28 protein-coding genes are annotated in these 23976 nt (G+C 59.0%); 26 read left to right on the forward strand and 2 right to left on the reverse strand.

The features are described from left to right. Nucleotides 1-23 precede the first annotated feature (23 nt). The 19 genes from rplN (at nucleotide 24) to bfr (ending at nucleotide 10928) form a co-directional block, all read left to right on the forward strand. Nucleotides 24-392 (forward strand): 50S ribosomal protein L14, encoded by a 369-nt coding sequence (rplN, locus tag ACYCCG_RS10820; RefSeq protein WP_002555479.1) that lies wholly within the window; start codon nucleotides 24-26, stop codon nucleotides 390-392. Between the two features lie 11 nt (nucleotides 393-403). Then, nucleotides 404-718, forward strand: coding sequence for a 50S ribosomal protein L24 (gene rplX / locus ACYCCG_RS10825; RefSeq protein ID WP_003255476.1), 315 nt, complete (start codon nucleotides 404-406; stop codon nucleotides 716-718). Between the two features lie 20 nt (nucleotides 719-738). Then, nucleotides 739-1278, forward strand: a complete 540-nt coding sequence (rplE, locus tag ACYCCG_RS10830; RefSeq protein WP_003255474.1) for a 50S ribosomal protein L5 — start codon at nucleotides 739-741, stop codon at nucleotides 1276-1278. 13 nt (nucleotides 1279-1291) lie between these two features. After that, on the forward strand, nucleotides 1292-1597 hold the full coding sequence (rpsN, locus tag ACYCCG_RS10835) for a 30S ribosomal protein S14 (RefSeq protein WP_110637824.1): 306 nt from the start codon (nucleotides 1292-1294) through the stop codon (nucleotides 1595-1597). A gap of 208 nt (nucleotides 1598-1805) precedes the next feature. Then, nucleotides 1806-2198, forward strand: coding sequence for a 30S ribosomal protein S8 (gene rpsH, locus ACYCCG_RS10840; protein WP_003255471.1), 393 nt, complete (start codon nucleotides 1806-1808; stop codon nucleotides 2196-2198). Between the two features lie 12 nt (nucleotides 2199-2210). Continuing rightward, nucleotides 2211-2744 (forward strand): 50S ribosomal protein L6, encoded by a 534-nt coding sequence (gene rplF, locus ACYCCG_RS10845; RefSeq protein WP_003255469.1) that lies wholly within the window; start codon nucleotides 2211-2213, stop codon nucleotides 2742-2744. A 10-nt stretch (nucleotides 2745-2754) separates the two neighbouring features. Further along, nucleotides 2755-3105, forward strand: coding sequence for a 50S ribosomal protein L18 (gene rplR / locus ACYCCG_RS10850; protein ID WP_003255467.1), 351 nt, complete (start codon nucleotides 2755-2757; stop codon nucleotides 3103-3105). 3 nt (nucleotides 3106-3108) lie between these two features. Beyond that, the gene (gene rpsE, locus ACYCCG_RS10855; protein WP_003255465.1) at nucleotides 3109-3609 is read left to right on the forward strand and encodes a 30S ribosomal protein S5; all 501 of its coding nucleotides are present in this window, start codon (nucleotides 3109-3111) and stop codon (nucleotides 3607-3609) included. Nucleotides 3610-3611: 2 nt separating this feature from the next. Further along, the gene (gene rpmD / locus ACYCCG_RS10860; RefSeq protein ID WP_003255463.1) at nucleotides 3612-3788 is read left to right on the forward strand and encodes a 50S ribosomal protein L30; all 177 of its coding nucleotides are present in this window, start codon (nucleotides 3612-3614) and stop codon (nucleotides 3786-3788) included. 3 nt (nucleotides 3789-3791) lie between these two features. Next, nucleotides 3792-4226, forward strand: a complete 435-nt coding sequence (gene rplO / locus ACYCCG_RS10865; protein WP_003255461.1) for a 50S ribosomal protein L15 — start codon at nucleotides 3792-3794, stop codon at nucleotides 4224-4226. Then, nucleotides 4227-5558 (forward strand): preprotein translocase subunit SecY, encoded by a 1332-nt coding sequence (gene secY / locus ACYCCG_RS10870; protein ID WP_003257108.1) that lies wholly within the window; start codon nucleotides 4227-4229, stop codon nucleotides 5556-5558. 28 nt (nucleotides 5559-5586) lie between these two features. Next, complete coding sequence (gene rpmJ, locus ACYCCG_RS10875) at nucleotides 5587-5703, forward strand: 50S ribosomal protein L36 (protein ID WP_002555468.1); 117 nt, start codon at nucleotides 5587-5589, stop codon at nucleotides 5701-5703. 131 nt (nucleotides 5704-5834) lie between these two features. Next, complete coding sequence (rpsM, locus tag ACYCCG_RS10880; protein ID WP_459670362.1) at nucleotides 5835-6191, forward strand: 30S ribosomal protein S13; 357 nt, start codon at nucleotides 5835-5837, stop codon at nucleotides 6189-6191. A gap of 18 nt (nucleotides 6192-6209) precedes the next feature. Further along, complete coding sequence (gene rpsK / locus ACYCCG_RS10885) at nucleotides 6210-6599, forward strand: 30S ribosomal protein S11 (RefSeq protein ID WP_003255454.1); 390 nt, start codon at nucleotides 6210-6212, stop codon at nucleotides 6597-6599. A 15-nt stretch (nucleotides 6600-6614) separates the two neighbouring features. After that, nucleotides 6615-7235, forward strand: a complete 621-nt coding sequence (gene rpsD / locus ACYCCG_RS10890; protein WP_003255453.1) for a 30S ribosomal protein S4 — start codon at nucleotides 6615-6617, stop codon at nucleotides 7233-7235. A gap of 22 nt (nucleotides 7236-7257) precedes the next feature. Then, the gene (locus ACYCCG_RS10895) at nucleotides 7258-8259 is read left to right on the forward strand and encodes a DNA-directed RNA polymerase subunit alpha (RefSeq protein WP_003255452.1); all 1002 of its coding nucleotides are present in this window, start codon (nucleotides 7258-7260) and stop codon (nucleotides 8257-8259) included. A 42-nt stretch (nucleotides 8260-8301) separates the two neighbouring features. Beyond that, a complete protein-coding gene (rplQ, locus tag ACYCCG_RS10900; protein WP_003255451.1) occupies nucleotides 8302-8688 on the forward strand; it encodes a 50S ribosomal protein L17 in 387 nt (128 codons plus the stop codon). A gap of 172 nt (nucleotides 8689-8860) precedes the next feature. Beyond that, nucleotides 8861-10300: a catalase gene (locus ACYCCG_RS10905; RefSeq protein WP_339443336.1), complete on the forward strand. Its 1440-nt coding sequence runs from the start codon at nucleotides 8861-8863 to the stop codon at nucleotides 10298-10300. Nucleotides 10301-10463: 163 nt separating this feature from the next. After that, nucleotides 10464-10928, forward strand: coding sequence for a bacterioferritin (bfr, locus tag ACYCCG_RS10910; RefSeq protein WP_003255449.1), 465 nt, complete (start codon nucleotides 10464-10466; stop codon nucleotides 10926-10928). A 72-nt stretch (nucleotides 10929-11000) separates the two neighbouring features. Here the strand turns inward: bfr and uvrA are convergent, their stop codons facing one another. Continuing rightward, complete coding sequence (gene uvrA / locus ACYCCG_RS10915) at nucleotides 11001-13835, reverse strand: excinuclease ABC subunit UvrA (RefSeq protein WP_209968308.1); 2835 nt, start codon at nucleotides 13833-13835, stop codon at nucleotides 11001-11003. A gap of 129 nt (nucleotides 13836-13964) precedes the next feature. On the opposite strand from uvrA, the gene ACYCCG_RS10920 reads away from it, so the two are divergent. Then, nucleotides 13965-15359, forward strand: a complete 1395-nt coding sequence (locus ACYCCG_RS10920; RefSeq protein ID WP_209968305.1) for an MFS transporter — start codon at nucleotides 13965-13967, stop codon at nucleotides 15357-15359. A gap of 9 nt (nucleotides 15360-15368) precedes the next feature. Next, the gene (locus tag ACYCCG_RS10925; protein ID WP_003255446.1) at nucleotides 15369-15914 is read left to right on the forward strand and encodes a single-stranded DNA-binding protein; all 546 of its coding nucleotides are present in this window, start codon (nucleotides 15369-15371) and stop codon (nucleotides 15912-15914) included. Nucleotides 15915-16004: 90 nt separating this feature from the next. Here ACYCCG_RS10925 and ACYCCG_RS10930 read toward each other — a convergent pair whose 3' ends face one another. Next, entirely contained in the window at nucleotides 16005-17387 is a 1383-nt protein-coding gene (locus ACYCCG_RS10930; RefSeq protein ID WP_176684328.1) for an aminotransferase-like domain-containing protein, read from the reverse strand. Between the two features lie 201 nt (nucleotides 17388-17588). Between ACYCCG_RS10930 and ACYCCG_RS10935 the strand changes: the two genes are divergently transcribed. From ACYCCG_RS10935 to ACYCCG_RS10955, 5 genes are all read left to right on the forward strand, one after another. Beyond that, nucleotides 17589-18374, forward strand: coding sequence for a sulfite exporter TauE/SafE family protein (locus tag ACYCCG_RS10935; RefSeq protein ID WP_021783899.1), 786 nt, complete (start codon nucleotides 17589-17591; stop codon nucleotides 18372-18374). Between the two features lie 21 nt (nucleotides 18375-18395). Then, nucleotides 18396-19157, forward strand: a complete 762-nt coding sequence (locus tag ACYCCG_RS10940) for an SDR family NAD(P)-dependent oxidoreductase (RefSeq protein ID WP_176684329.1) — start codon at nucleotides 18396-18398, stop codon at nucleotides 19155-19157. 147 nt (nucleotides 19158-19304) lie between these two features. Next, a complete protein-coding gene (fdnG, locus tag ACYCCG_RS10945) occupies nucleotides 19305-22373 on the forward strand; it encodes a formate dehydrogenase-N subunit alpha (protein ID WP_459670367.1) in 3069 nt (1022 codons plus the stop codon). Then, nucleotides 22373-23323, forward strand: coding sequence for a formate dehydrogenase subunit beta (fdxH, locus tag ACYCCG_RS10950; RefSeq protein WP_021783903.1), 951 nt, complete (start codon nucleotides 22373-22375; stop codon nucleotides 23321-23323). Before fdnG ends, fdxH begins: the two co-directional genes overlap by 1 nt. Further along, nucleotides 23320-23976 carry a formate dehydrogenase subunit gamma gene (locus ACYCCG_RS10955; RefSeq protein ID WP_209968297.1) on the forward strand — a complete coding sequence of 219 codons (657 nt, stop codon included), beginning with the start codon at nucleotides 23320-23322 and terminating at the stop codon, nucleotides 23974-23976. Before fdxH ends, ACYCCG_RS10955 begins: the two co-directional genes overlap by 4 nt.

The raw sequence follows: 23976 nt of genomic DNA on the forward strand, positions 1-23976 counted from the left end.
GGGCTAGGGGTCGGAGAAATTTTATGATTCAGACTCAATCCATGCTCGATGTGGCCGATAACAGCGGCGCTCGTCGCGTCATGTGCATCAAGGTACTCGGCGGTTCGCACCGCCGTTACGCCGGCATCGGTGACATCATCAAGGTTACCGTCAAGGAAGCAATTCCGCGCGGTAAGGTCAAAAAAGGCCAAGTGATGACCGCTGTTGTCGTACGTACCCGTCACGGTGTTCGTCGCGCTGACGGTTCCATCATTCGTTTCGACGGCAACGCTGCTGTTCTGCTGAACAACAAGCAAGAGCCGATCGGCACTCGCATCTTCGGGCCAGTGACCCGTGAGCTTCGTACTGAGAAGTTCATGAAGATCGTCTCGCTCGCCCCTGAAGTGCTGTAAGGAGATCCGACATGCAAAAGATTCGTCGTGACGACGAGATCATCGTGATCGCCGGCAAAGACAAAGGTAAGCGCGGTAAGGTGCTGAAGGTTCTGGCTGATGACCGTCTGGTTATCGGTGGCGTGAACCTGGTCAAGCGTCATACCAAGCCTAACCCGATGGCGGGCGTACAGGGCGGTATCGTCGAGAAAGAAGCGCCTCTGCACGCTTCCAACGTTGCCATCTTCAACGGTGAAACCAACAAGGCTGACCGCGTTGGTTTCAAAGTAGAAGACGGTAAAAAAATTCGTGTCTTCAAGTCGACCCAAAAAGCGGTTGATGCTTGAACACTGCTAGGTAGAAGACCATGGCACGACTGAAAGAGATTTACCGGAACGAAATCGCTCCTAAGCTTAAGGAAGAACTTAAGCTGTCGAACGTGATGGAAGTTCCGCGCGTTACCAAGATCACCCTGAACATGGGTCTGGGCGAAGCGATCGGCGACAAGAAAGTCATCGAGCACGCTGTTGCCGACCTGGAAAAGATCACCGGTCAAAAGCCGGTCGTGACTTTCGCTCGCAAATCCATCGCTGGCTTCAAAGTCCGCGAAGGCTGGCCGATCGGCGTCAAGGTGACCCTGCGTAGCGACAAGATGTACGAATTTCTGGACCGCCTGCTGGCGATCTCCCTGCCTCGGGTTCGCGACTTCCGCGGCCTGAATGCCAAGTCCTTCGATGGTCGTGGCAACTACAGCATGGGCGTGAAAGAGCAGATCATCTTCCCGGAAATCGACTACGACAAGATCGATGCTCTGCGCGGTTTGGACATCACCCTGACCACCACTGCTCGTTCGGACGACGAAGGCCGCGCTCTGCTGCGTGCTTTCAAGTTCCCGTTCCGCAACTGATTGGAGTAGGAAAATGGCCAAGAAGAGCATGAAGAACCGCGAGCTGAAGCGTCAGCTCACGGTAGCAAAGTTCGCCAAGAAGCGTGCTGAGCTGAAAGCGACCATCGTTAACCAGAATGCCTCTCCAGAAGAGCGTTTTGCTGCCGTTGTCGCTCTGCAGAAGCAGCCACGTGACGCTAGCGCTTCGCGCCTGCGCAACCGTTGCCGCCTGACCGGTCGTCCTCACGGTGTATACCGTAAGTTCGGCCTGGGCCGTAACATGCTGCGTCAAGCTGCAATGCGTGGTGACGTGCCGGGTCTGGTCAAGGCCTCCTGGTAATCGCTGCAGGCAAGGCGCTGGTGGAAGGGGAGCAATCTTCCGACCGCCGGTGACCTCGCCAACAAACAAGCCCCTATATGGGGCTTGTTTCGTTTCTGCCTTGTGTCTAGAATGACCGGCTCACCTGAGCCTGGGTTTTTGCCCAATCCGTTCGGGTGGTTGTCATAGCCGCAAGGCTAATAATTCTTGTATCAGGAGCATCTAGCCCATGAGTATGCAGGACCCGTTAGCGGACATGCTAACTCGCATCCGTAATGCCCAGATGGCTGAAAAGTCCGTCGTAAGCATGCCTTCCTCTACCCTGAAGGTCGCGGTTGCCAAAGTTCTGAAGGACGAAGGTTACATCGCTGGCTACCAGGTAACTGGTGAGGCCAAGCCTTCCCTGTCGATCGAACTGAAGTACTTCGAAGGCCGTCCGGTCATCGAGGAACTGAAGCGCTCCAGCCGTCCAGGCCTGCGCCAGTACAAGGCCGTCACCGATCTGCCGAAAGTACGTGGCGGTCTGGGCGTGTCTATCGTCTCCACCAACAAAGGTGTGATGACGGATCGCGCTGCGCGCGCTGCCGGTGTCGGCGGCGAAGTTCTGTGCACAGTGTTCTAAGGGGGGATAGACATGTCTCGCGTCGCTAAGAACCCCGTTAAGCTGCCATCCGGTGTCGAAGTCAAATTCGCCGGTCAGCAGCTTTCGGTGAAGGGTGCCAAAGGTACTCTCGAACTGAACGTTCACTCGTCTGTTGAAGTTACCGAAGAGTCTGGTGAGCTGCGTTTCGTCGCTCGCAATGGTGACCAGCAAGCTCGTGCCATGGCCGGTACCACCCGCGCTCTGGTCAACAACATGGTCCAAGGCGTAAGCCAAGGCTTCGAGCGCAAGCTCCAGCTGGTCGGTGTTGGTTACAAGGCACAGGCTAAAGGCACCGTCCTGAACCTGGCCCTGGGCTTCTCTCACCCAGTGGACTACGAACTGCCAGCCGGTATCACCGCTGAAACACCTAGCCAGACCGACATCCTGATCAAGGGTATCGACAAGCAGCTGGTAGGTCAGGTGGCCGCTGAAATCCGCGACTTCCGTCCGCCAGAGCCTTACAAAGGTAAAGGTGTGCGTTACGCGGACGAAGTAGTCCGTCGTAAAGAAGCCAAGAAGAAGTAGGGCCTAGTAAATGACCGACAAAAAAGTTATTCGACTGCGTCGCGCTCGCAAAGCACGTCTCAAGATGCACGAACTCGAAGTCGTGCGCCTGTGCGTGTTCCGCTCCTCGCAGCACATCTACGCCCAGGTCATTTCGGCCGACGGCAGCAAGGTTCTGGCAAGCGCCTCGACCTTGGACAAAGACCTGCGTGATGGCGCCACTGGCAACATCGACGCGGCCACTAAGGTTGGCAAGCTGGTAGCTGAGCGTGCGAAAGCCGCCGGTGTATCTCAAGTTGCCTTTGACCGTTCCGGCTTCAAGTACCATGGCCGCGTCAAAGCGCTGGCTGATGCTGCTCGTGAAGGCGGGCTGGAGTTCTAAGTTATGGCAAATAACGATCAAAAGCGCGACGAAGGCTACATCGAGAAGCTGGTTCAAGTTAACCGCGTTGCCAAAACCGTAAAAGGCGGCCGTATCTTCACTTTCACCGCGCTGACCGTGGTGGGTGATGGTAAAGGCCGTGTTGGCTTCGGCCGTGGCAAGTCGCGCGAAGTACCAGCCGCGATCCAGAAAGCCATGGAAGCTGCTCGCCGCAACATGATCCAGGTTGACCTGAAGGGCACCACCCTGCAGTACGCCACCAAGGCTGCCCACGGCGCCTCGAAGGTTTACATGCAGCCTGCCTCGGAAGGTACCGGTATCATCGCCGGTGGCGCAATGCGTGCTGTCCTGGAAGTTGCTGGTGTTCAGAACGTTCTGGCCAAGTGCTACGGTTCGACCAACCCAGTGAACGTGGTTTACGCCACCTTCAAGGGTCTGAAAGCCATGCAATCTCCTGAATCCATTGCCGCCAAGCGTGGCAAGAGCGTCGAGGAGATCTTCTGATCATGGCAACCGTAAAAGTAACGCTGATCAAGAGCGTCTCGGGCCGTCTGCCTAACCACAAGCTGTGTGTTAAAGGCCTGGGTCTGCGTCGCATCGGTCACACTGTAGAAGTCCAGGATACTCCCGAGAACCGCGGGATGATCAACAAGGCTTACTACATGCTGAAGGTCGAGGGCTAATCGATGAAACTCAATGATCTGAGTCCAGCGCCGGGTTCCCGTCGCGAGAAGCATCGTCCAGGTCGTGGTATCGGTAGCGGTCTGGGTAAGACCGGCGGCCGTGGCCACAAAGGTCAGACTTCCCGTTCGGGTGGTTCGATCGCTCCTGGCTTCGAAGGCGGTCAACAGCCGCTGCACCGTCGCCTGCCGAAGTTCGGCTTCGTTTCCCTGAAGGCCATGGACCGCGCCGAAGTGCGTCTGTCCGAGCTGGCTAAAGTGGAAGGCGACGTGATCTCCGTGCAATCCCTGAAGGATGCCAACGTGATCAACCAGCACATTCAGCGTGTGAAAATCATGCTGTCTGGCGAAGTTACTCGCGCAGTCACCATCAAGGGTATCGCAGCCACCAAGGGTGCGCGTGCGGCTATCGAAGCAGCTGGCGGCAAATTCGAGGAATAAATGGCTAAGCAAGGTGCTCTCTCTTCGCTCGGTAAGGGCGGGATGTCGGAACTCTGGGCTCGTCTGCGCTTTCTGTTCATGGCGATCATCGTCTATCGGATAGGTGCGCATATCCCGGTTCCCGGCATCAATCCGGACCGTCTGGCGGATCTGTTTCGGCAGAATGAGGGGACCATTCTTAGCTTGTTCAACATGTTTTCCGGTGGCGCGCTCGAACGCATGAGCATCTTTGCACTGGGGATCATGCCGTACATTTCGGCATCGATCATCATGCAGTTGATGACGGCGGTCAGCCCGCAACTGGAGCAGTTGAAGAAGGAAGGTGAAGCTGGCCGTCGCAAGATCAGCCAGTACACCCGCTACGGCACCGTTATCCTGGCACTGGTCCAAGCCATTGGCATGTCCATTGGCCTGGCCAACCAGGGCGTGGCGTTTTCTGTAGGCCTGGGCTTCCACGTCGTCGCTGTTTCCACTTTCGTGGCAGGCGCGATGTTCATGATGTGGCTGGGCGAGCAGATCACCGAGCGCGGTGTGGGCAACGGTATCTCGATGTTGATCTTCGCAGGTATCGTTGCCGGTCTTCCGAGAGCAATCGGGCAGTCTTTCGAGTCTGCACGCACAGGCGATATCAACATTTTCGCCCTGGTCGCTATCGGTCTGCTGGCAGTAGCGATTATCGGTTTTGTGGTGTTCATTGAGCGTGGTCAGCGTCGTATCGCCGTTCATTACGCCAAGCGTCAGCAGGGCCGCAAGGTCTTCGCTGCGCAGACCAGCCACTTGCCGTTGAAGGTGAACATGGCGGGGGTTATCCCGGCCATTTTCGCGAGCAGCATTCTGCTGTTCCCGGCTTCGCTGGGTGCCTGGTTTGGTCAGTCCGAAGGTATGGGCTGGCTGCAGGACATCTCGCAGTCGATCGCTCCTGGTCAGCCGTTGAACATTCTGCTGTTTAGTGCAGGGATCATTTTCTTCTGCTTCTTCTACACAGCGTTGATGTTCAACCCGAAAGACGTAGCGGAAAACCTGAAGAAGTCCGGTGCCTTTATTCCGGGCATCCGTCCTGGTGAGCAGTCGGCGCGCTACATTGATGGCGTTCTGACCCGTTTGACCATGTTCGGTGCTCTTTACATGATGGCCGTCTGCCTTCTGCCCCAGTTCCTGGTGGTGGCAGCAAATGTGCCGTTCTACCTTGGCGGGACCTCGTTGCTGATTGTGGTAGTGGTTGTGATGGACTTCATGTCCCAAGTACAATCGCACCTCGTTTCGCACCAGTACGAATCCCTGATGAAGAAAGCCAACCTGAAAGGCTACGGTGGCAGCGGTCTGCTGCGCTGATACGCCCCTAAGGTTCGAGGAGTCGGTAATGAAAGTTCGTGCATCGGTGAAAAAGCTGTGCCGTAACTGCAAGATCATCCGTCGCGAAGGCGTCGTACGAGTGATCTGCAGCGCGGAACCGCGTCACAAACAGCGCCAAGGCTGAGTGTGATCTGCGCTTCAAACCCAGCAGCTAGTGTGCTGCTGGGTTGATTATTCGTTTCTACAGCGATATTATCTCGCGCCCTATTTCTTGGCTTCCGGGGCGTAGGTAGCTGTCAATTGGAGTCCCACTGAATGGCCCGTATTGCAGGCGTCAACATTCCAGATAACAAGCATACTGTTATCTCGCTGACCTACATCTATGGTGTCGGTCGCACAACTGCACAGAAGATTTGTGCAGGCGCTGGTGTAAACCCAGCCGCTAAGATCAAGGATCTGAGCGACGAGCAAATCGAAACCCTGCGTGGCGAAGTCGCGAAGTTCACCACCGAAGGTGACCTGCGTCGTGACGTCAACATGAAGATCAAGCGCTTGATGGACCTGGGTTGCTACCGCGGCCTGCGTCATCGTAAAGGTCTGCCGGTTCGCGGTCAGCGCACCAAGACCAACGCACGCACCCGTAAGGGCCCGCGTAAGCCGATCCGCAAGTAATCGCCCAGGAATATAGACATGGCAAAACCTGCTGCTCGTCCTCGTAAGAAAGTCAAAAAGACAGTGGTTGATGGCATCGCCCACATCCATGCTTCTTTCAACAACACCATCGTGACCATCACCGATCGTCAGGGCAATGCTTTGTCCTGGGCGACCTCCGGTGGTTCGGGTTTCCGTGGTTCGCGCAAATCCACCCCGTTCGCAGCCCAGATCGCTGCTGAGCGTGCTGGTCAAGCTGCGCTGGAATACGGTCTGAAGAACCTCGACGTTAACGTCAAGGGTCCAGGTCCAGGTCGTGAGTCCGCCGTTCGTGCATTGAACAGCTGCGGCTACAAGATCGCCAGCATCACCGACGTGACGCCAATCCCGCACAACGGGTGCCGTCCGCCGAAGAAGCGTCGCGTGTAATCAGGAGACAGAAGAATGGCACGTTACATTGGTCCAAAATGCAAACTGTCTCGTCGTGAAGGCACTGACCTGTTCCTGAAGAGCGGCGTTCGCGCTCTGGAATCGAAGTGCAATATCGAAGCAGCCCCAGGTATCCACGGCCAGCGCCGTGGCCGTCAGTCCGACTACGGCACCCAGCTGCGTGAGAAACAAAAAGTCCGTCGTATCTACGGTGTTCTGGAGCGTCAGTTCCGCGGTTACTACCAAGCTGCTGCCTCGAAAAAAGGCGCAACCGGTGAGAACCTGCTGCAACTGCTCGAGTGCCGTCTGGATAACGTCGTTTACCGTATGGGCTTCGGCTCGACTCGTTCCGAGTCCCGTCAGCTGGTTTCGCACAAAGCGATCAGCGTCAACGGTAAAACTGTAAACATTCCATCCTACCAAGTTCGTCCGGGTGACGTGGTCGCAGTCCGCGAGAAATCGCTGGGCCAGTTGCGCATTGTTCAAGCCCTTGAACTGTGCGCCCAGCGTGGCCGCGTTGAGTGGGTTGACGTGGATGCTGCTAAAAAGTCGGGCGTTTTCAAGAACGTTCCTGCTCGCAGCGACCTGTCTGCCGACATCAACGAAAACCTGATTGTCGAGCTCTACTCCAAGTAAGGGCTAGAAAATAGGTGCATCCATGCAGATTTCGGTAAATGAGTTCCTGACTCCCCGCCATATTGATGTGCAGGTAGTCAGTCCGACCCGCGCCAAGATTACGCTCGAGCCTCTCGAGCGTGGTTTCGGCCATACCCTGGGCAACGCGCTGCGCCGCATCCTGTTGTCCTCCATGCCTGGCTGTGCAGTAGTCGAGGCCGAGATCGATGGCGTACTCCATGAGTACTCCGCGATCGAAGGTGTTCAGGAAGACGTAATTGAAATCCTGTTGAACCTGAAAGGCCTGGCTATCAAACTGCATGGTCGTGACGAAGTTACGCTGACCTTGTCGAAAAAGGGTTCGGGGGTGGTTACCGCTGCCGATATTCAGCTGGATCACGATGTCGAGATCGTCAACCCCGATCACGTAATCGCGAACCTGGCGTCGAACGGCGCTCTGAACATGAAGCTCACTGTAGCTCGTGGTCGTGGTTACGAGCCGGCCGACTCCCGTCAAACCGACGAAGACGAAAGCCGTAGCATTGGCCGTCTGCAGTTGGACGCTTCGTTCAGCCCGGTGCGTCGTATCGCCTATGTGGTCGAGAACGCCCGTGTTGAACAGCGTACCAACTTGGACAAACTGGTCATTGATCTGGAAACCAACGGCACCCTGGATCCTGAAGAGGCTATCCGCCGCGCTGCGACCATTCTGCAACAGCAGCTGGCCGCGTTCGTCGACCTCAAGGGTGACAGCGAGCCTGTCGTAGTCGAGCAGGAAGACGAGATCGATCCGATCCTGCTGCGTCCGGTTGACGACCTGGAACTGACTGTACGTTCGGCCAACTGCCTCAAGGCGGAGAACATCTACTACATCGGCGACCTGATTCAGCGTACCGAAGTAGAGCTGTTGAAGACTCCTAACCTGGGTAAGAAGTCCCTGACTGAAATCAAGGACGTTCTGGCCTCTCGTGGTCTGTCTCTCGGCATGCGCCTCGACAACTGGCCGCCTGCAAGTCTTAAGAAAGACGACAAGGCGACCGCCTGATCGTCGTAATCACCGAACGTAGTGTTTGGTAAGGAATGAATCATGCGTCATCGTAAAAGTGGACGTCACCTGAGCCGCACCAGCTCTCACCGCAAGGCTATGTTCCAGAACATGGCAGTGTCGCTGATCGAGCACGAGCTGATCAAAACCACCCTGCCGAAAGCCAAGGAACTGCGCCGCGTTGCCGAGCCGCTGATCACCCTGGCCAAGGAAGACAGCGTTGCTAACCGTCGTCTGGCCTTCGACCGTACCCGTTCGAAGTCCGCTGTTGGCAAACTGTTCAACGATCTGGGCAAGCGTTACGCCACCCGTCAGGGCGGCTACCTGCGCATCCTGAAGTGCGGTTTCCGCGCTGGCGACAACGCGCCTATGGCGTACGTCGAGCTGGTTGATCGTCCGGTCGGCGGTGCTGTAGAAGCTGCTGAGTAAGACGTTCTGTCTGCTACAAAAAACCGGGCCTAGTGCCCGGTTTTTTGTTTGCACATCTATTGTTTATTTCTATTGATGTAAGTCATGTAATAAATTTGTGCCTGTAATCTCGCTCGGCAATACTCTCTTCACAGCCGATTAGCCGGCGCTTGAAGACCGATAAGGAGAGCCCATGAGCAAGATTCTCACTACCGCTAGCGGTGCACCTGTAGCCGACAACCAGAACTCCCGCTCCGCCGGCCCGCGCGGTCCGCTGCTGCTCGACGACTTCCACCTGATCGAGAAGCTCGCCCATTTCAACCGCGAGAACATTCCAGAACGCCGCGTCCATGCCAAAGGCTCGGGTGCCTATGGCACTTTTACCGTTACTCACGATATTACCGGCTATACCAGCGCCAAGCTGTTCGAAGAGATCGGTAAACAAACTGAGACTTTCTTACGTTTTTCCACCGTTGGTGGCGAGCGCGGTTCGGCAGATACCGAGCGTGACCCGCGCGGTTTCGCGGTGAAGTTTTACACCGAGGAAGGCAACTGGGACATCGTCGGTAACAACACGCCAGTATTCTTCATTCGCGACCCACTGAAGTTCCCGGACTTTATCCACACCCAGAAGCGCCATCCGCAGTCCAACCTGAAGAACGCTCAGATGATGTGGGATTTCTGGTCGCACTCTCCTGAAGCGCTGCACCAGGTAACCATCCTCTTTTCCGACCGTGGCATTCCGGACGGCTACCGCCATATGCATGGCTTTGGCAGCCATACCTACAGCCTGATCAATGCAAAGGGTGAGCGCACTTGGGTCAAGTGGCACTTCAAGACTCAACAAGGCATCAAGAACCTCACCCCGGCAGACGCTGCACGCCTTGCAGGTACCGACCCGGATTACGCTCAGCGAGATCTGTTTGAGGCCATCGAACGTGGCGACTACCCGCGCTGGACGGTCTGCATTCAGGTGATGAGCGAAGCCGAGGCTGCTAGCCGTGACGAGAACCCATTCGACGTGACCAAGACATGGTCGCAGAAGGACTATCCGCTCATCGAGGTGGGTGTGCTGGAGCTCAATCGTAACCCGCTCAACTATTTCGCAGAGGTCGAGCAGGCTGCGTTCGGGCCGAGCAATATGGTGCCCGGCGTCGGTCTTTCGCCAGACCGCATGCTGCAAGGCCGCGTATTCGCCTACGCTGATGCGCACCGCTATCGCGTGGGTACCAATCACCAGCAATTGCCAGTCAACGCGCCACGCTGCCCGGTTAACAGCTATCAGCGCGACGGCTCCATGGCCACCGGTGGCTACGGTAGTGCACCGAACTATGAACCAAACAGCTACAGCGGCGCCCCGAAACAGTCCCCACGTCATGCTGAGCCAGCATTGGCCATGAATGGTTCGGCTGATCGCTACGATCACCGCGAGGACACCGACTACTTCAGCCATGCCGGCGCTTTGTTCCGTTTGATGAGCGATGAGCAGAAGGCCCTGCTGATCAGCAACATCGCCGGTACCATGGCGGGCGTCAGCGAAGACGTGATCCAGCGTCAGTTACAGTACTTCTTCAAGGCGGATCCGGCCTACGGTGAAGGGATTGCGAAGGCTTTGGGCATCAATCTCGCCTAAGTCGAAGTGATAAGAAGAACCGCCCTCATTTGGGCGGTTTTTCAATGAATATCACTACTGTTTAACCGATTTTTTGCGTCTGATTGCGCGTTTTTCAGTGACCGTAGACAAAAGCTGGTTCACACTATGTGGCATAGACGTTTTCACATGGAGAATCAGGGCGATGCAAGGCCACCCGGATGTAATCAACTATCTCGTCACGCTGTTGAAGGGCGAACTGGCGGCACGCGACCAGTACTTCATTCATTCGCGCATGTACGAAGACTGGGGCCTGTCCAAGCTCTACGAGCGCATCAACCACGAGATGGAGGAAGAGACGCAGCACGCCGATGCCCTGATGCGTCGTATCCTCATGCTCGAAGGGACCCCTGACATGCGTGCGGATGACCTGGAGGTCGGCAGCACCGTGCCGGAAATGATTGAGGCAGACCTCAAGCTCGAATACAAGGTGCGCGGTGCGCTTTGCAAAGGCATCGAGCTGTGCGAATTGCACAAGGATTACGTCAGTCGTGACATCCTGCGTGCGCAGCTGGCCGACACCGAAGAAGATCACACCTACTGGCTCGAGAAGCAGCAGGGCCTGATCAAGGCCATCGGGCTGGAAAACTATCTGCAGTCGCAGATGTAAGTTATCCACAGACACAAGTAAAAGCCCCTGGCACCAACGGTACCAGGGGCTTTCTCATTGCGTTGACAGCACTCAGGCCCGATCCCGCTCCAGCAATGGTTTCAGGTAATGGCCGGTATATGACTGTTTCATCACGCTCAGCTCTTCTGGCGTACCGCAGGCAATGATCTGCCCACCCTTGGAGCCACCCTCAGGGCCCAGGTCAACCAGCCAGTCGGCGGTTTTGATCACATCCAGGTTATGCTCGATCACCACCACGGTATTGCCGTGGTCGCGCAGGCGATGCAATACGTCGAGCAGTTGCTGGATATCGGCAAAGTGCAGGCCGGTGGTAGGTTCGTCGAGAATGTACAAAGTCTTGCCGGTATCGCGCTTGGACAGTTCGCGCGACAGCTTCACGCGCTGTGCCTCACCCCCTGACAGCGTGGTCGCTGACTGCCCCAGTTTGATGTACGACAGGCCCACATCCATCAACGTCTGCAGCTTGCGCGCCAGCGCCGGCACCGCATCGAAGAACTCTCGGGCATCCTCGATGGTCATTTCCAGCACCTCGTGGATGTTCTTGCCCTTGTACTTGATCTCCAGGGTTTCGCGGTTGTAGCGCTTGCTCTTGCACACGTCACACGGCACGTAGATGTCCGGCAGGAAGTGCATTTCCACCTTGATCAGGCCATCGCCCTGGCAGGCCTCGCAACGGCCACCCTTGACGTTGAACGAGAAACGCCCCGGGCCATAACCACGCGAGCGTGACTCCGGTACACCAGAGAAAAGTTCGCGGATCGGCGTGAAGATGCCGGTGTAGGTCGCCGGGTTGGAGCGTGGGGTGCGGCCGATCGGGCTCTGGTCGATATCCACCACCTTGTCCAGGTGCTGCAGGCCGTCCATGCTGCTGTGTGGCGCGGCTTCCAGGCTGCTTGCGCCATTGAGGGCGGTGGCGGCCAAGGGGTAAAGGGTATTGTTGATCAGCGTCGATTTACCCGAACCGGATACACCGGTCACGCAGGTCAGCAGGCCGATCGGCACTTCCAGGTCGACGTTCTGCAGGTTGTTGCCACGTGCGCCCTTGAGCTTGAGTTGCAGCTTCTTGTTGCGCGGCGTGCGCTTGGCCGGCACAACGATCTTCTTGCGCCCGGACAGGTACTTGCCAGTCAGCGAATCGGGGTGGTCCATGACCTCCTGAGGCGAGCCCTCGGCGACGATCTGCCCGCCGTGCACACCAGCGCCCGGGCCGATGTCGACCACGTAGTCGGCCAGTCGAATGGCGTCCTCGTCGTGCTCCACCACGATTACCGTGTTGCCCAGGTCGCGCAAATGGTTGAGGGTGGCCAACAGGCGGTCGTTGTCGCGTTGATGAAGGCCGATGGACGGTTCATCGAGGATGTACATCACGCCCACCAGGCCGGCGCCGATCTGGCTGGCCAGGCGGATACGTTGCGCTTCACCACCGGACAGGGTGTCGGCGCTACGATCCAGGGTCAGGTAGTCGAGACCGACATTGACCAGGAATTGAAGGCGCTCGCAGATTTCCTTGAGTATTTTTGCCGCGATTTCGCCACGCCGGCCGGTCAGGGTCAGTTCGCCAAAGTAGTTGCTGGCTTCACCGATCGGCATATTGGTTACCGCCGGCAGGGTCTTCTCGCCCACCCACACATGGCGCGCCTCGCGGCGCAGGCGCGTACCCCGGCAATCCGGGCACGGTTGCGTGCCAAGGAATTTGGCCAGTTCTTCACGCACCGTGGCCGATTCGGTTTCGCGGTAGCGGCGCTCAAGGTTCGGCACAATGCCTTCGAACGGGTGCGATCGCTTGACGATGTCGCCTCGGTCGTTGAGGTACTTGAAGTCGACACTCTGCTTGCCGCTGCCCTGCAGGATCACCTTCTGGTGTTCGGCCGACAGCTCGCCGAAAGGCTCCTCCAGGCTGAAGCCATAGTGTGCGGCCAACGAACCGAGCATCTGGAAGTAGTACACGTTACGCCGGTCCCAGCCGCGGATCGCGCCTTCGGCCAAGGTGAGTTCGGTGTTGACCAGGCGTTTGGTGTCGAAGAACTGCTTGACCCCCAGGCCGTCGCAGGTCGGGCAGGCGCCAGCCGGGTTGTTGAAGGAGAACAGCTTCGGTTCCAGCTCGCTGATCGCGTGGCCGCACACCGGGCAGGCGAAGCGCGCGGAGAAGATCGTCTCTTCGCCTTGTTCGCCGTCCATCGGTGCCACCAAGGCAATACCATCGGCCAGCTTCAACGCGGTCTCGAACGATTCGGCCAGGCGCTGTTGCAGGTCGGCGCGGACTTTGAAACGGTCCACCACCACATCGATGCTGTGCTTCTTCTGCTTGTCCAGCTTGGGCAACTCATCGAGTTCGTAGAGCTTGCCGTTGACCCTGGCCCGCACGAAGCCCTGGGCGCGCAATTCGTCAAACACCGCCAGATGCTCACCTTTGCGCTCGCGCACTACCGGCGCGAGCAGCATCAGCTTGCTGCCTTCCGGGCTTTCCAGCACAAGGTCGACCATCTGGCTGATCGTTTGCGCCTCCAGCGGAATATCGTGGTCCGGGCAGCGTGGCGTACCGACGCGGGCGTACAGCAGGCGCAGGTAGTCATAGATTTCGGTGATGGTGCCGACCGTGGAACGCGGGTTGTGCGAGGTCGATTTCTGCTCGATCGAAATCGCCGGCGACAGGCCTTCGATGGTGTCGACGTCGGGTTTTTCCATCATCGACAAAAACTGCCGGGCGTAGGCCGACAGCGACTCCACGTAGCGGCGCTGGCCTTCGGCGTACAAGGTATCGAACGCCAGGGACGACTTGCCGGAACCGGACAGGCCGGTGATCACGATCAACTTGTCCCGGGGCAGGGTCAGGTCGATGTTCTTCAGGTTGTGGGTACGTGCCCCACGAATCAGGATCTTGTCCACTACGGCCTCGCTCGGCGGGCATAAACAAGGAAGTATACGGCGCCCTGCCAGTACGCGGCAAAGCGTCGCGTAGATGCCGTCAAGCTGTCGGACTGATAGAATCGCCGCCGGTTCACACGAGGTTAATCCATGCACGACACCCACAACGAACGCATGAGTGGCGGCGAAACCCGCGCCGCTGGCGGCCTTGCCCTGGTCTTTGCCTTTCGTATGCTGGGCATGTTCATGGTCTTGCCGGTACTGGCCACCTACGGCATGGACCTGGCTGGCGCCACGCCTGCGCTGATCGGCCTGGCCATTGGTGCCTATGGCCTGACCCAGGCGGTATTTCAGATCCCGTTCGGGATGATTTCCGACCGTATCGGTCGCCGGCCGGTGATTTATCTGGGGCTGGTGATCTTTGCCCTTGGCAGCGTGCTGGCGGCCCAGGCCGACTCTATCTGGGGCGTGATTGCCGGGCGCATCCTGCAGGGCGCCGGGGCAATTTCTGCCGCGGTCATGGCGTTGCTGTCCGACCTCACCCGCGAACAACACCGGACCAAGGCCATGGCCATGATCGGCATGAGCATCGGCTTGTCGTTTGCTGTCGCCATGGTCGTTGGTCCACTGCTGACAAGTGCCTTTGGTTTGTCAGGTTTGTTCCTGGTCACGGCTGGGCTTGCCCTGGTCGGCATCCTGTTGATCGCGTTTGTCGTGCCCAACACCCACAGCATCCTGCAGCACCGCGAGTCGGGTGTGGCGCGCCAGGCCATCGGCCCGACCCTGCGCCATCCGGACCTTCTGCGCCTGGACATAAGCATTTTCATCCTGCACGCCATCCTCATGGCCAGCTTCGTTGCGCTGCCGCTGGCGTTCGTCGAGCGTGGTGGCCTGCCCAAGGAGCAGCACTGGTGGGTGTACCTGACCGCGCTGTTCATCTCATTTTTTGCAATGGTCCCGTTCATCATCTACGGCGAAAAAAAGCGCAAGATGAAACGTGTGTTGGCCGGCGCGGTCAGTGTCCTGCTGCTGACAGAGATATACTTCTGGGAGTGGGCTGACGGTTTGCGCGGACTGGTGATTGGCACCGTGGTATTCTTTACCGCATTCAACCTGCTGGAGGCTTCGCTGCCTTCTCTGGTGAGCAAGGTGTCGCCTGCCGGTGGCAAGGGGACGGCAATGGGGGTGTATTCCACCAGCCAGTTCCTCGGTGCAGCGTTAGGCGGGATTCTGGGTGGCTGGCTGTTCCAGCACGGTGGGCTGGACACGGTGTTCCTCGGTAGCGCGGCGCTGTGTGTTATCTGGCTGATCGTTGCCTTGCGCATGAACGAGCCGCCATATGTGACCAGCCTGCGCATGCCCCTGACGCCTGAGGCGGTCCGGGAAGCCGGCCTGACCGAGCGCCTGATGGCCGTGCCGGGTGTGACCGACGCTGTGGTGGTGGCAGAAGAAGCCGCCATCTATATCAAACTGGATACGAAAATTTTGGACCGTGCGACCCTGGAGCGACTGGTGAATCCAGCCTCTTCGGCGTGCGAAGCCTAGGAGAACGTTATGGCCCGTGGGGTTAACAAAGTCATTCTGGTCGGTACCTGTGGCCAGGATCCCGAAGTCCGCTACCTGCCCAACGGTAACGCCGTGACCAACCTGAGCCTGGCCACCAGCGAGCAGTGGACTGACAAGCAGTCGGGCCAGAAGGTCGAGCGTACCGAGTGGCACCGGGTGTCGCTGTTCGGCAAGGTTGCCGAAATCGCTGGCGAATACCTGCGCAAAGGTTCGCAGTGCTACATCGAAGGCAAGCTGCAGACCCGCGAGTGGGAAAAAGACGGCATCAAGCGCTACACCACCGAGATCATCGTCGATATCAACGGCACCATGCAGCTGCTCGGCGGTCGTCCGCAAGGCCAGCAGCAGGGCGGCGACCCGTACAACCAGGGTGGCGGCAATTACGGTGGCGGCCAGCAGCAACAATACAACCAGGCACCGCCACGCCAGCAGGCCCAGCGCCCGCAGCAGGCCCCTCAGCGCCCAGCGCCGCAACAGCCTGCGCCGCAGCCGGCTGCTGATTTCGACAGCTTCGATGACGATATTCCGTTCTGATCAGAGCGGTAAGGCGTTCAGCAAGACCAGAAACCCGGGGCAGTTGCCCCGGGTTTTTTTATGGGCCGCACCGCGTATCTGACATCGCTTTCAATAAAACAACCGCGGCTCAGGCGAATCCAGCAGGCTTGCCAGCTTGGTCAGGGCAAACGCCAGTTCCTGGCGGCTGGGTGCCATCAGGGCGATGCGCACACCGCTGGTGGCGTGGCTGCGTTCTGGCAGAAACTGGCTGCCGCTGACCACCGTTACGCCGTTGTCACGCGCCAGGTTGGCAAACTCGTCGCTGGTCCACGGTTCTGGCAGCTCCAGCCAGATATGGAAGCTATGGGGCTGAATGCGGATCTTGTATTGGCCAAGAATCTCTCTGGCCATGTGCTGGCGCGCGGCCGCCTCTTCCTGCTGCATACGCACCAACTGGTCGGCCTTGCCGCTGTTGATCAGGTTACTGGCCAGTTGCGCCATCAATGGCGATGGCATCCACACGCTGCTGCGTACCATCGATGATAACCGTGACAGGGTTTGCGGCGGGGCGTACAGGTAGCCGATGCGCAGCGCCGGCAGCACGCTTTTGGACAGGCTGGTGAGGTATACCGAGCGCTCTGGCGCATACGCTGCAAGCGGCTTGTAGTCTGGGCTGGGCTCGAGAAAACCGTAGATATCGTCATCCACGATGAACAGGTCGAACTCACGGGCGATCTCGGCAATAGCCTGACGCCTTGCAGGGGGCATGATCGAGTTGGTCGGGTTTTGGTGCGTGGTGACGCACACCAGCAGGGAAGGGCGGTGTTCCAGGCAGGCCGCGCGTAATGCTTCCGGGATGAGCCCGTGTTCGTCCACGGCGACGCCGCGCAGGCGTCGGCCCATGCTGTGGGCCAGGGATATGATGCCCGGGTAGCAGAGCGACTCGCACAGCACCACATCGTCACTCTTCGACAGGCTGCTGATGGCCACCAGCAGCCCATGCTGGGCGCCAGCGGTCAGTACTACCTGTTGCCAGCGCGCATCAGGCAGCCAGCGCTGTAGCCAGGTCGCACCGGCTTGTTTGTGGGACGTGTGGCCACCCTCTGTCACATAGTCGAGTACCTGCCCCAAGTCCGAGGAGGCGGCCAGTTCGCTGATAGCCGTGCCTAGCCATTCGCTCATGTGAGCGTCGTTGGGTTTGATGATCGAGAGATCAATCTGGCTGCTCTCTCCGGCCACAGGGGCGGGCACCGACGGGGCGGTTAATGGCTGTCGCAATTGCCTGACAAATGTGCCTCGGCCTACCTCGCCCGCCACCAAGCCGCGCTTGGCTGCTTCGTCGTAGGCCCTGCCAACAGTGCCGGGGGTTACGTTCAGCGCCTCGGCGAGGTCCTTGAGTGTGGGTAAGCGATCGCCTTCTGCAAGCCGACCACTTTCGATGTCCTGTTCAAGGGCATCAGCGATCATCAGGTAAACCGGTTGTGTTTGATGGCTGTATTGAGGGACCCACATGGAGATGGCACCAGACGCTGCAAGAGCGCGAAAGCCTAGCATGAAAGCTCTGATGCAGGTAATGATAGTAATTGGTTGGATTGAGTTGGTTTTATTTTAGATTGAATCGATTCAATTTTTGAAATTACAATCATCGCACCGATCAGGCCAGCCGCACTCGGGCTGTGCCTGGCTTAAACGCTCCACTGGATGGACATTGCTATGGAAATTTTGGGTTCTTACTGGGCGGAGCACTGGTTGCTGGCCATCCTCATGCTTGGCGCGATCGCCTTTGTTGCAGGTTTCGTCGACAGCATTGCCGGTGGTGGTGGTTTGTTCCTGGTACCGGGCTTTCTGTTGGTTGGCATGCCGCCGCAGGTGGCACTGGGTCAGGAAAAACTGGTCAGTACCCTCGGCACACTGGCGGCTATACGAAACTTCCTGGCCAACAGCAAGATGGTCTGGCAGGTAGCGTTGGTCGGGGTGCCGTTTTCGCTGCTAGGCGCCTATCTGGGGGCTCACCTGATCGTATCGATCTCGCAGGAAACTGTGGGCAAGATCATCCTGGCACTGATCCCGCTCGGTATTCTCATTTTCCTTACTCCCAAGGACCGCCCGGTCGAGGAGCGCGAACTGTCATCGCGCATGCTGTTCACCGTGGTCCCGCTGACCTGCCTGGCCATCGGCTTCTATGACGGCTTCTTCGGCCCCGGCACCGGCAGCATGTTCATCATCGCTTTCCATTACCTGTTGCGCATGGACCTGGTCTCCAGTTCGGCCAACTCCAAAACCTTCAACTTCGCTTCCAACATCGGCGCGTTGGTCGCCTTCGTCAGCGCAGGCAAGGTCGTTTACCTGCTGGCATTGCCACTTGTGGCCTGCAACATCCTCGGTAACCACCTGGGCAGTTCCCTGGCCTTGCGTAAAGGTAACGACGTGGTGCGCAAGGTGTTGGTGTTCTCGATGCTCTGCCTGTTCACCAGCCTGGGCGTGAAGTACCTGACCTGACCCATTGATAGGAGATAACGAATGAAAACCGCATTTGTAACCGGTGCTTCCTCAGGCTTTGGCCGCGCCATCTGCTGCACTCTGATCGGCAAAGGCTACCGCGTGGTCGGTGGGGCCAGGCGCATGGACAAACTGAAAGCACTGGAGGCTGAACTGGGCGCCAATTTCATTCCGCTGGCGCTGGATGTCACTGATTCAGTATCGCTCGAGAAGGCGGTCGAGCAGATGCGTGAGGCGTCGCTGCAGATCGATCTGCTGGTCAACAACGCGGGGCTGGCGCTGGGCGTGGACCGTGCCCAAGCCAGCAGTGCCGCAAACTGGCAGCAGATGATCGACACCAACATCACCGGCCTGGCCATGGTCACCCACAAGATTCTGCCGCAGATGGTGGAAGCCGATAGCGGCATGATCATCAACATCGGCTCGATCGCCGGCACTTACCCCTATCCCGGCGGTAACGTGTATGGCGCCAGCAAGGCGTTCGTCCGCCAGTTCAGCCTCAACCTGCGTGCTGACCTGGCTGGCACCCGCGTGCGAGTAAGCAACATCGAGCCGGGGCTGTGCTCAGGCACTGACTTCTCGGTGGTGCGCCTGAATGGCGACCTTGACGCCGTGCAGGCCCTGTATCGGGATGTAGAGGCCCTCCTGCCGGAGGACATTGCAGCAACGGTAGCCTGGGTTGCCGAGCAGCCGGCGCATGTAAACATCAACACCATCGAGATCATGCCTGTGGCGCAGAGCAGTGCGGCACTGAATGTGGTGCGCAACCTGCCACGTACCTGATCGGTGCTGTACCACTGACTCAGGTCATCGCACCTTCTGGATTCTTGACTAGTCTTATCCTTTGGCGGCTATCAATTGGCCGCCACCGTGACTACCAAGAGGCGCCGGCAATGTTCCGCGCGTCCACCACCTGATCAGGAGTGCACGATGGACCTGAACCGTCGGCAGTTCTTCAAGGTCGCCGCCGTCGGCCTTGGAGGCTCGAGCCTTGCAGCGTTGGGCATGGCCCCGACGCCGGCATTCGCCGAGCAGGTGCGTCACTTCAAGCTGGCGCATACCAAAGAAACCCGTAACACCTGCCCATACTGTTCGGTCGGCTGCGGCCTGATCATGTACAGCCAGGGTGATGCGGGAAAAAACGTCAAACAGAACATCATCCATATCGAAGGGGACGCCGACCACCCGGTCAACCGCGGCACCCTCTGCCCGAAAGGCGCCGGCCTGCTGGACTTTATCCACAGCTCGAGCCGCCTGCAGTACCCCGAGGTTCGCAAGCCGGGCAGCAAAGAATGGGTGCGGGTCAGCTGGGACGAGGCGCTCGACCGCGTCGCCGACCTGATGAAGCAGGACCGCGATGCCAACTTCATCGAAAAGAACGCCCAAGGACAAACAGTCAACCGCTGGCTCTCCACCGGTTTTCTTGCCGCTTCCGCCGCTTCCAGCGAGGCTGGCTACCTGACCCACAAGGTCATCCGCGCAACAGGCATGCTGGGGTTCGATAACCAGGCACGTGTCTGACATGGCCCGACGGTGGCAAGTCTTGCCCCGACGTACGGCCGTGGCGCCATGACCAACCACTGGTCCGATATCGCCAACGCGAATCTGGTCCTGGTGATGGGTGGCAACGCAGCAGAAGCGCACCCGTGCGGCTTCAAGTGGGTGACCGAGGCCAAGGCGCACAACAAGGCGCGGCTGATTGTGGTCGACCCGCGGTTTACCCGTACCGCTTCGGTGGCGGATTACTATGCACCGATCCGTACTGGTACCGACATCGCCTTCATGGGCGGGCTGATCAACTATCTGCTTAGCACAGACAAGATCCAGCACGAGTACGTGCGCAACTACACTGACGTGTCGTTCATCGTCAAAGAGAACTACGGCTTCGAGGATGGGCTGTTCAGCGGCTACGACGAGGCCAAGCGTGTGTACGCCGACAAGTCCGGTTGGGGTTACGAGCTGGGCGAGGACGGCTATGCCAAGGTCGACCCGACACTGCAGCACCCTCGCTGCGTGTTCCAGTTGATGAAGCAGCATTACAGCCGCTATACCCCGGAACTGGCGAGCATGACCTGTGGCATGCCGCAGGACGCCATGATGAAGGTCTGGGAAGAGATCGCCTCCTGCTCGGTACCGGGCAAGACCATGACGATCCTCTATGCGCTCGGCTGGACGCAGCATTCGATCGGCGCGCAAATCATTCGTAGCGCGGCCATGGTCCAGTTGCTGCTGGGCAACGTCGGCATGCCGGGGGGCGGGGTCAACGCGTTGCGTGGACACTCCAACATCCAAGGGCTGACCGATCTCGGCCTGTTGTCCAATTTGCTGCCGGGTTACCTGACCTTGCCCGGTGATGCCGAGCAGGATTACGCCGCCTACATCGACAAGCGCGCCTCCAAGCCACTGCGTCCGGGCCAGCTGTCGTACTGGCAGAACTACGGCAAGTTCCACGTCAGCCTGATGAAAGCCTGGTACGGGGCCAACGCCACGGTAGAAAACAACTGGGGCTACGAGTGGCTACCCAAGCTCGACGTGCCGGGCTACGACGTGCTGCGCATGTTCGAGATGATGGACCAGGGCAAGGTCAACGGCTATATGTGCCAAGGTTTCAATCCGATTGCAGCGCTGCCGGACAAGAACCGTGTCACCGCGGCGCTGAGTAAGCTCAAGTGGCTGGTGGTCATGGACCCGCTAGCTACCGAGACATCGGAGTTCTGGCGCAATGCCGGGCCGTTCAACGACGTCGACACGGCCAATATCCAGACCGAAGTGATCCGCTTGCCCACTACCTGCTTCGCCGAGGAAGACGGGTCGCTGGTCAACAGCAGCCGTTGGCTGCAATGGCACTGGAAGGGCGCAGACGGCCCGGGCGAGACCCGTACCGACGTGCACATCATGAGCGAGTTGTTCCTGCGCCTGCGCCAACGCTACCAGGCCGAGGGCGGCGCCTACCCCGACCCGATAATGAACATCAGCTGGCCGTACAAGATACCTGAGGAGCCATCTCCAGAGGAGTTGGCCAAGGAGATGAACGGCTGGGCGGCGGCCGATGTCACCGATCCGACTGGCGCGGTGATCAAGGCGGGCCAGCAACTGGCGGGCTTCGGCCAGCTCAAGGACGATGGCAGCACCGCGTCTGGCTGCTGGATCTTCGCCGGCTGCTGGACCGAACAGGGCAACCAGATGGCTCGCCGCGACAACAGCGACCCGTATGGCATGCACCAGGTGCAGAACTGGGCCTGGGCCTGGCCGGCCAACCGCCGCATCCTCTACAACCGTGCCTCCAGCGACCCGCAAGGCAAGCCTTGGGACCCGGAGAAAAAGCGCCTGGTGTGGTGGAACGGCAAGGCCTGGACCGGCACCGACGTGCCGGATTTCAAGGTCGACTCGCCGCCCGAAGCGGGGATGAACCCGTTCATCATGAACCCCGAAGGCGTGGCGCGTTTCTTTGCCATCGACAAAATGGCCGAAGGCCCGTTCCCCGAGCACTATGAGCCATTCGAAACACCGATCGGCATTAACCCGCTGCACCCGCAGAACAAGAAGGCCACCAGCAACCCGGCCGGGCGCATCTTCGATTCTGTATGGGACACCCTCGGCACGCACGACGAGTTCCCCTATGCGGCGACCACCTACCGGCTGACCGAGCATTTCCACTTCTGGAGCAAGCATTGCCGGCTCAACGCCATTGCCCAACCCGAGCAGTTCGTCGAGATCGGCGAGGTGCTGGCCAACGAGAAAGGCATCAAGGCCGGCGACCGGGTACGGGTGTCGAGCAAGCGTGGGCATATCGATGCGGTGGCGGTGGTAACCAAGCGGATTCGCCCGCTGCAGGTCAACAATCAGACCGTGCACCAGATCGGCATCCCGCTGCACTGGGGCTTCACCGGCGTTACCCGGCATGGCTACCTGACCAATACCTTGGTGCCGTTCCTCGGTGATGGCAACACGCAGACGCCAGAGTCCAAGTCGTTCCTCGTCAAAGTGGAGAAACTCTGATGGCCAGCCAAGACATCATCGCCCGCTCGGCCACCACTACCGTCCCGCCCTCGGTGCGTCAGCAGCAGGAGGTCGCCAAGCTGATCGACACTACCAAGTGCATCGGCTGCAAGGCCTGCCAGGTGGCGTGCTCGGAGTGGAATGAGCTACGTGACGAGGTTGGCCACAACCACGGCACCTACGACAACCCCCAGGACCTCACTGCCGAGACCTGGACACTGATGCGCTTTACCGAGCACGAGCGCGACGACGGCAACCTGGAGTGGCTGATCCGCAAGGATGGCTGCATGCACTGTGCCGACCCAGGTTGCCTGAAGGCCTGCCCAAGCCCGGGTGCGATCATCAAACACGCCAACGGTATCGTCGACTTCAACCAGGACCACTGCATCGGCTGCGGCTACTGCATCACCGGCTGCCCGTTCAACATCCCGCGCATCTCGCAGAAAGACCACAAGGCGTACAAGTGCACCCTGTGTTCCGATCGCGTGAGCGTGGGGCTGGAGCCGGCGTGCGTGAAAACCTGCCCGACCGGTGCGATCGTGTTCGGCAGCAAGGACGAGATGAAAGTGCATGCGGCCGAGCGCATCGTCGATCTGAAGTCGCGGGGCTACGACAACGCCGGGTTGTACGACCCGGACGGCGTCGGTGGTACCCACGTGATGTATGTGCTGCACCATGCCGACACGCCGAAGCTGTATGCCGGCCTGCCGGACCAGCCAGTGATCAGCCCGTTGGTGGGGTTGTGGAAGGGCTTCACCAAGCCGCTGGCGCTGCTGGCCATGGGTGCGGCGGTGCTGGCGGGGTTCTTCCACTATGTGCGCATTGGCCCACAGCGGGTTGAGGAGGATGAGCACCCGACACCGCCGGACGAAAGCGTGCATCAAGTGGACCCGTCGGTCCATGTCTATGATCCGAAGCAGCCCGGTGGGCAAGGGGAGCAGCGGCCATGAACGACAACAAACCCATCCTGCGCTACAACGCCAACGAGCGTAGCAACCACTGGGTGGTGGCGATCCTGTTCATCCTGGCTGGGCTGTCGGGGCTTGCGCTGTTCCATCCGGCGCTATTCTGGCTCAGCAACCTGTTCGGCGGCGGGCCGTGGACGCGCATTCTGCATCCCTTCATCGGGGTAGCGATGTTCGTGTTCTTCCTCGGCCTGGTATTGCGCTTCTGGCGGGCCAACTTCATCACTGCCAACGACCGCCTGTGGCTGCGCCGGGTGGACCGGGTAATGCGCAACGAGGAGGAGGGGGTGCCGCCGGTCGGCAAATACAATGCCGGGCAGAAGCTGCTGTTCTGGACCCTGCTGGTGTGCATGCTGGTGCTGCTGATCAGTGGCGTGGTGATCTGGCGGGCATACTTCAGCCATTGGTTTGGCATCGATGCCATTCGTTTGTCTGCGCTGTTGCATGCGCTGGCGGCCTTCGTGCTGATTCTCAGCATCATCGTGCACATCTACGCCGGCATCTGGATCAAGGGCTCGATCGGCGCCATGCTGCATGGCTGGGTCAGCCGCGCCTGGGCACGCAAGCATCATGAGTTGTGGTACCGCGAAGTGACCGGCGAAAAGACGCCGGGTGATCACGGACGAAAAAAAGGATGA

This window comes from Pseudomonas sp. VEM90, assembly GCF_054611535.1.

What these genes read in the sequence shown, in the direction of transcription:
- ACYCCG_RS10920 (WP_209968305.1), top strand. Translation starts at nt 13,965, where the DNA reads ATGCACGACACCCACAACGAACGCATGAGTGGCGGCGAAACCCGCGCC.
- rpsN (WP_110637824.1), top strand. Translation starts at nt 1,292, where the DNA reads ATGGCCAAGAAGAGCATGAAGAACCGCGAGCTGAAGCGTCAGCTCACG.
- ACYCCG_RS10925 (WP_003255446.1), top strand. Translation starts at nt 15,369, where the DNA reads ATGGCCCGTGGGGTTAACAAAGTCATTCTGGTCGGTACCTGTGGCCAG.
- rpmD (WP_003255463.1), top strand. Translation starts at nt 3,612, where the DNA reads ATGGCAACCGTAAAAGTAACGCTGATCAAGAGCGTCTCGGGCCGTCTG.
- ACYCCG_RS10895 (WP_003255452.1), top strand. Translation starts at nt 7,258, where the DNA reads ATGCAGATTTCGGTAAATGAGTTCCTGACTCCCCGCCATATTGATGTG.
- rpsD (WP_003255453.1), top strand. Translation starts at nt 6,615, where the DNA reads ATGGCACGTTACATTGGTCCAAAATGCAAACTGTCTCGTCGTGAAGGC.
- rpsM (WP_459670362.1), top strand. Translation starts at nt 5,835, where the DNA reads ATGGCCCGTATTGCAGGCGTCAACATTCCAGATAACAAGCATACTGTT.
- rpmJ (WP_002555468.1), top strand. Translation starts at nt 5,587, where the DNA reads ATGAAAGTTCGTGCATCGGTGAAAAAGCTGTGCCGTAACTGCAAGATC.
- ACYCCG_RS10905 (WP_339443336.1), top strand. Translation starts at nt 8,861, where the DNA reads ATGAGCAAGATTCTCACTACCGCTAGCGGTGCACCTGTAGCCGACAAC.
- rplE (WP_003255474.1), top strand. Translation starts at nt 739, where the DNA reads ATGGCACGACTGAAAGAGATTTACCGGAACGAAATCGCTCCTAAGCTT.
- ACYCCG_RS10930 (WP_176684328.1), bottom strand. Translation starts at nt 17,387, where the DNA reads ATGTGGGTCCCTCAATACAGCCATCAAACACAACCGGTTTACCTGATG.
- rpsH (WP_003255471.1), top strand. Translation starts at nt 1,806, where the DNA reads ATGAGTATGCAGGACCCGTTAGCGGACATGCTAACTCGCATCCGTAAT.
- rplF (WP_003255469.1), top strand. Translation starts at nt 2,211, where the DNA reads ATGTCTCGCGTCGCTAAGAACCCCGTTAAGCTGCCATCCGGTGTCGAA.
- rplQ (WP_003255451.1), top strand. Translation starts at nt 8,302, where the DNA reads ATGCGTCATCGTAAAAGTGGACGTCACCTGAGCCGCACCAGCTCTCAC.
- rplR (WP_003255467.1), top strand. Translation starts at nt 2,755, where the DNA reads ATGACCGACAAAAAAGTTATTCGACTGCGTCGCGCTCGCAAAGCACGT.
- ACYCCG_RS10955 (WP_209968297.1), top strand. Translation starts at nt 23,320, where the DNA reads ATGAACGACAACAAACCCATCCTGCGCTACAACGCCAACGAGCGTAGC.
- rpsE (WP_003255465.1), top strand. Translation starts at nt 3,109, where the DNA reads ATGGCAAATAACGATCAAAAGCGCGACGAAGGCTACATCGAGAAGCTG.
- ACYCCG_RS10940 (WP_176684329.1), top strand. Translation starts at nt 18,396, where the DNA reads ATGAAAACCGCATTTGTAACCGGTGCTTCCTCAGGCTTTGGCCGCGCC.
- bfr (WP_003255449.1), top strand. Translation starts at nt 10,464, where the DNA reads ATGCAAGGCCACCCGGATGTAATCAACTATCTCGTCACGCTGTTGAAG.
- rplO (WP_003255461.1), top strand. Translation starts at nt 3,792, where the DNA reads ATGAAACTCAATGATCTGAGTCCAGCGCCGGGTTCCCGTCGCGAGAAG.
- secY (WP_003257108.1), top strand. Translation starts at nt 4,227, where the DNA reads ATGGCTAAGCAAGGTGCTCTCTCTTCGCTCGGTAAGGGCGGGATGTCG.
- rplN (WP_002555479.1), top strand. Translation starts at nt 24, where the DNA reads ATGATTCAGACTCAATCCATGCTCGATGTGGCCGATAACAGCGGCGCT.
- fdxH (WP_021783903.1), top strand. Translation starts at nt 22,373, where the DNA reads ATGGCCAGCCAAGACATCATCGCCCGCTCGGCCACCACTACCGTCCCG.
- rplX (WP_003255476.1), top strand. Translation starts at nt 404, where the DNA reads ATGCAAAAGATTCGTCGTGACGACGAGATCATCGTGATCGCCGGCAAA.
- ACYCCG_RS10935 (WP_021783899.1), top strand. Translation starts at nt 17,589, where the DNA reads ATGGAAATTTTGGGTTCTTACTGGGCGGAGCACTGGTTGCTGGCCATC.
- rpsK (WP_003255454.1), top strand. Translation starts at nt 6,210, where the DNA reads ATGGCAAAACCTGCTGCTCGTCCTCGTAAGAAAGTCAAAAAGACAGTG.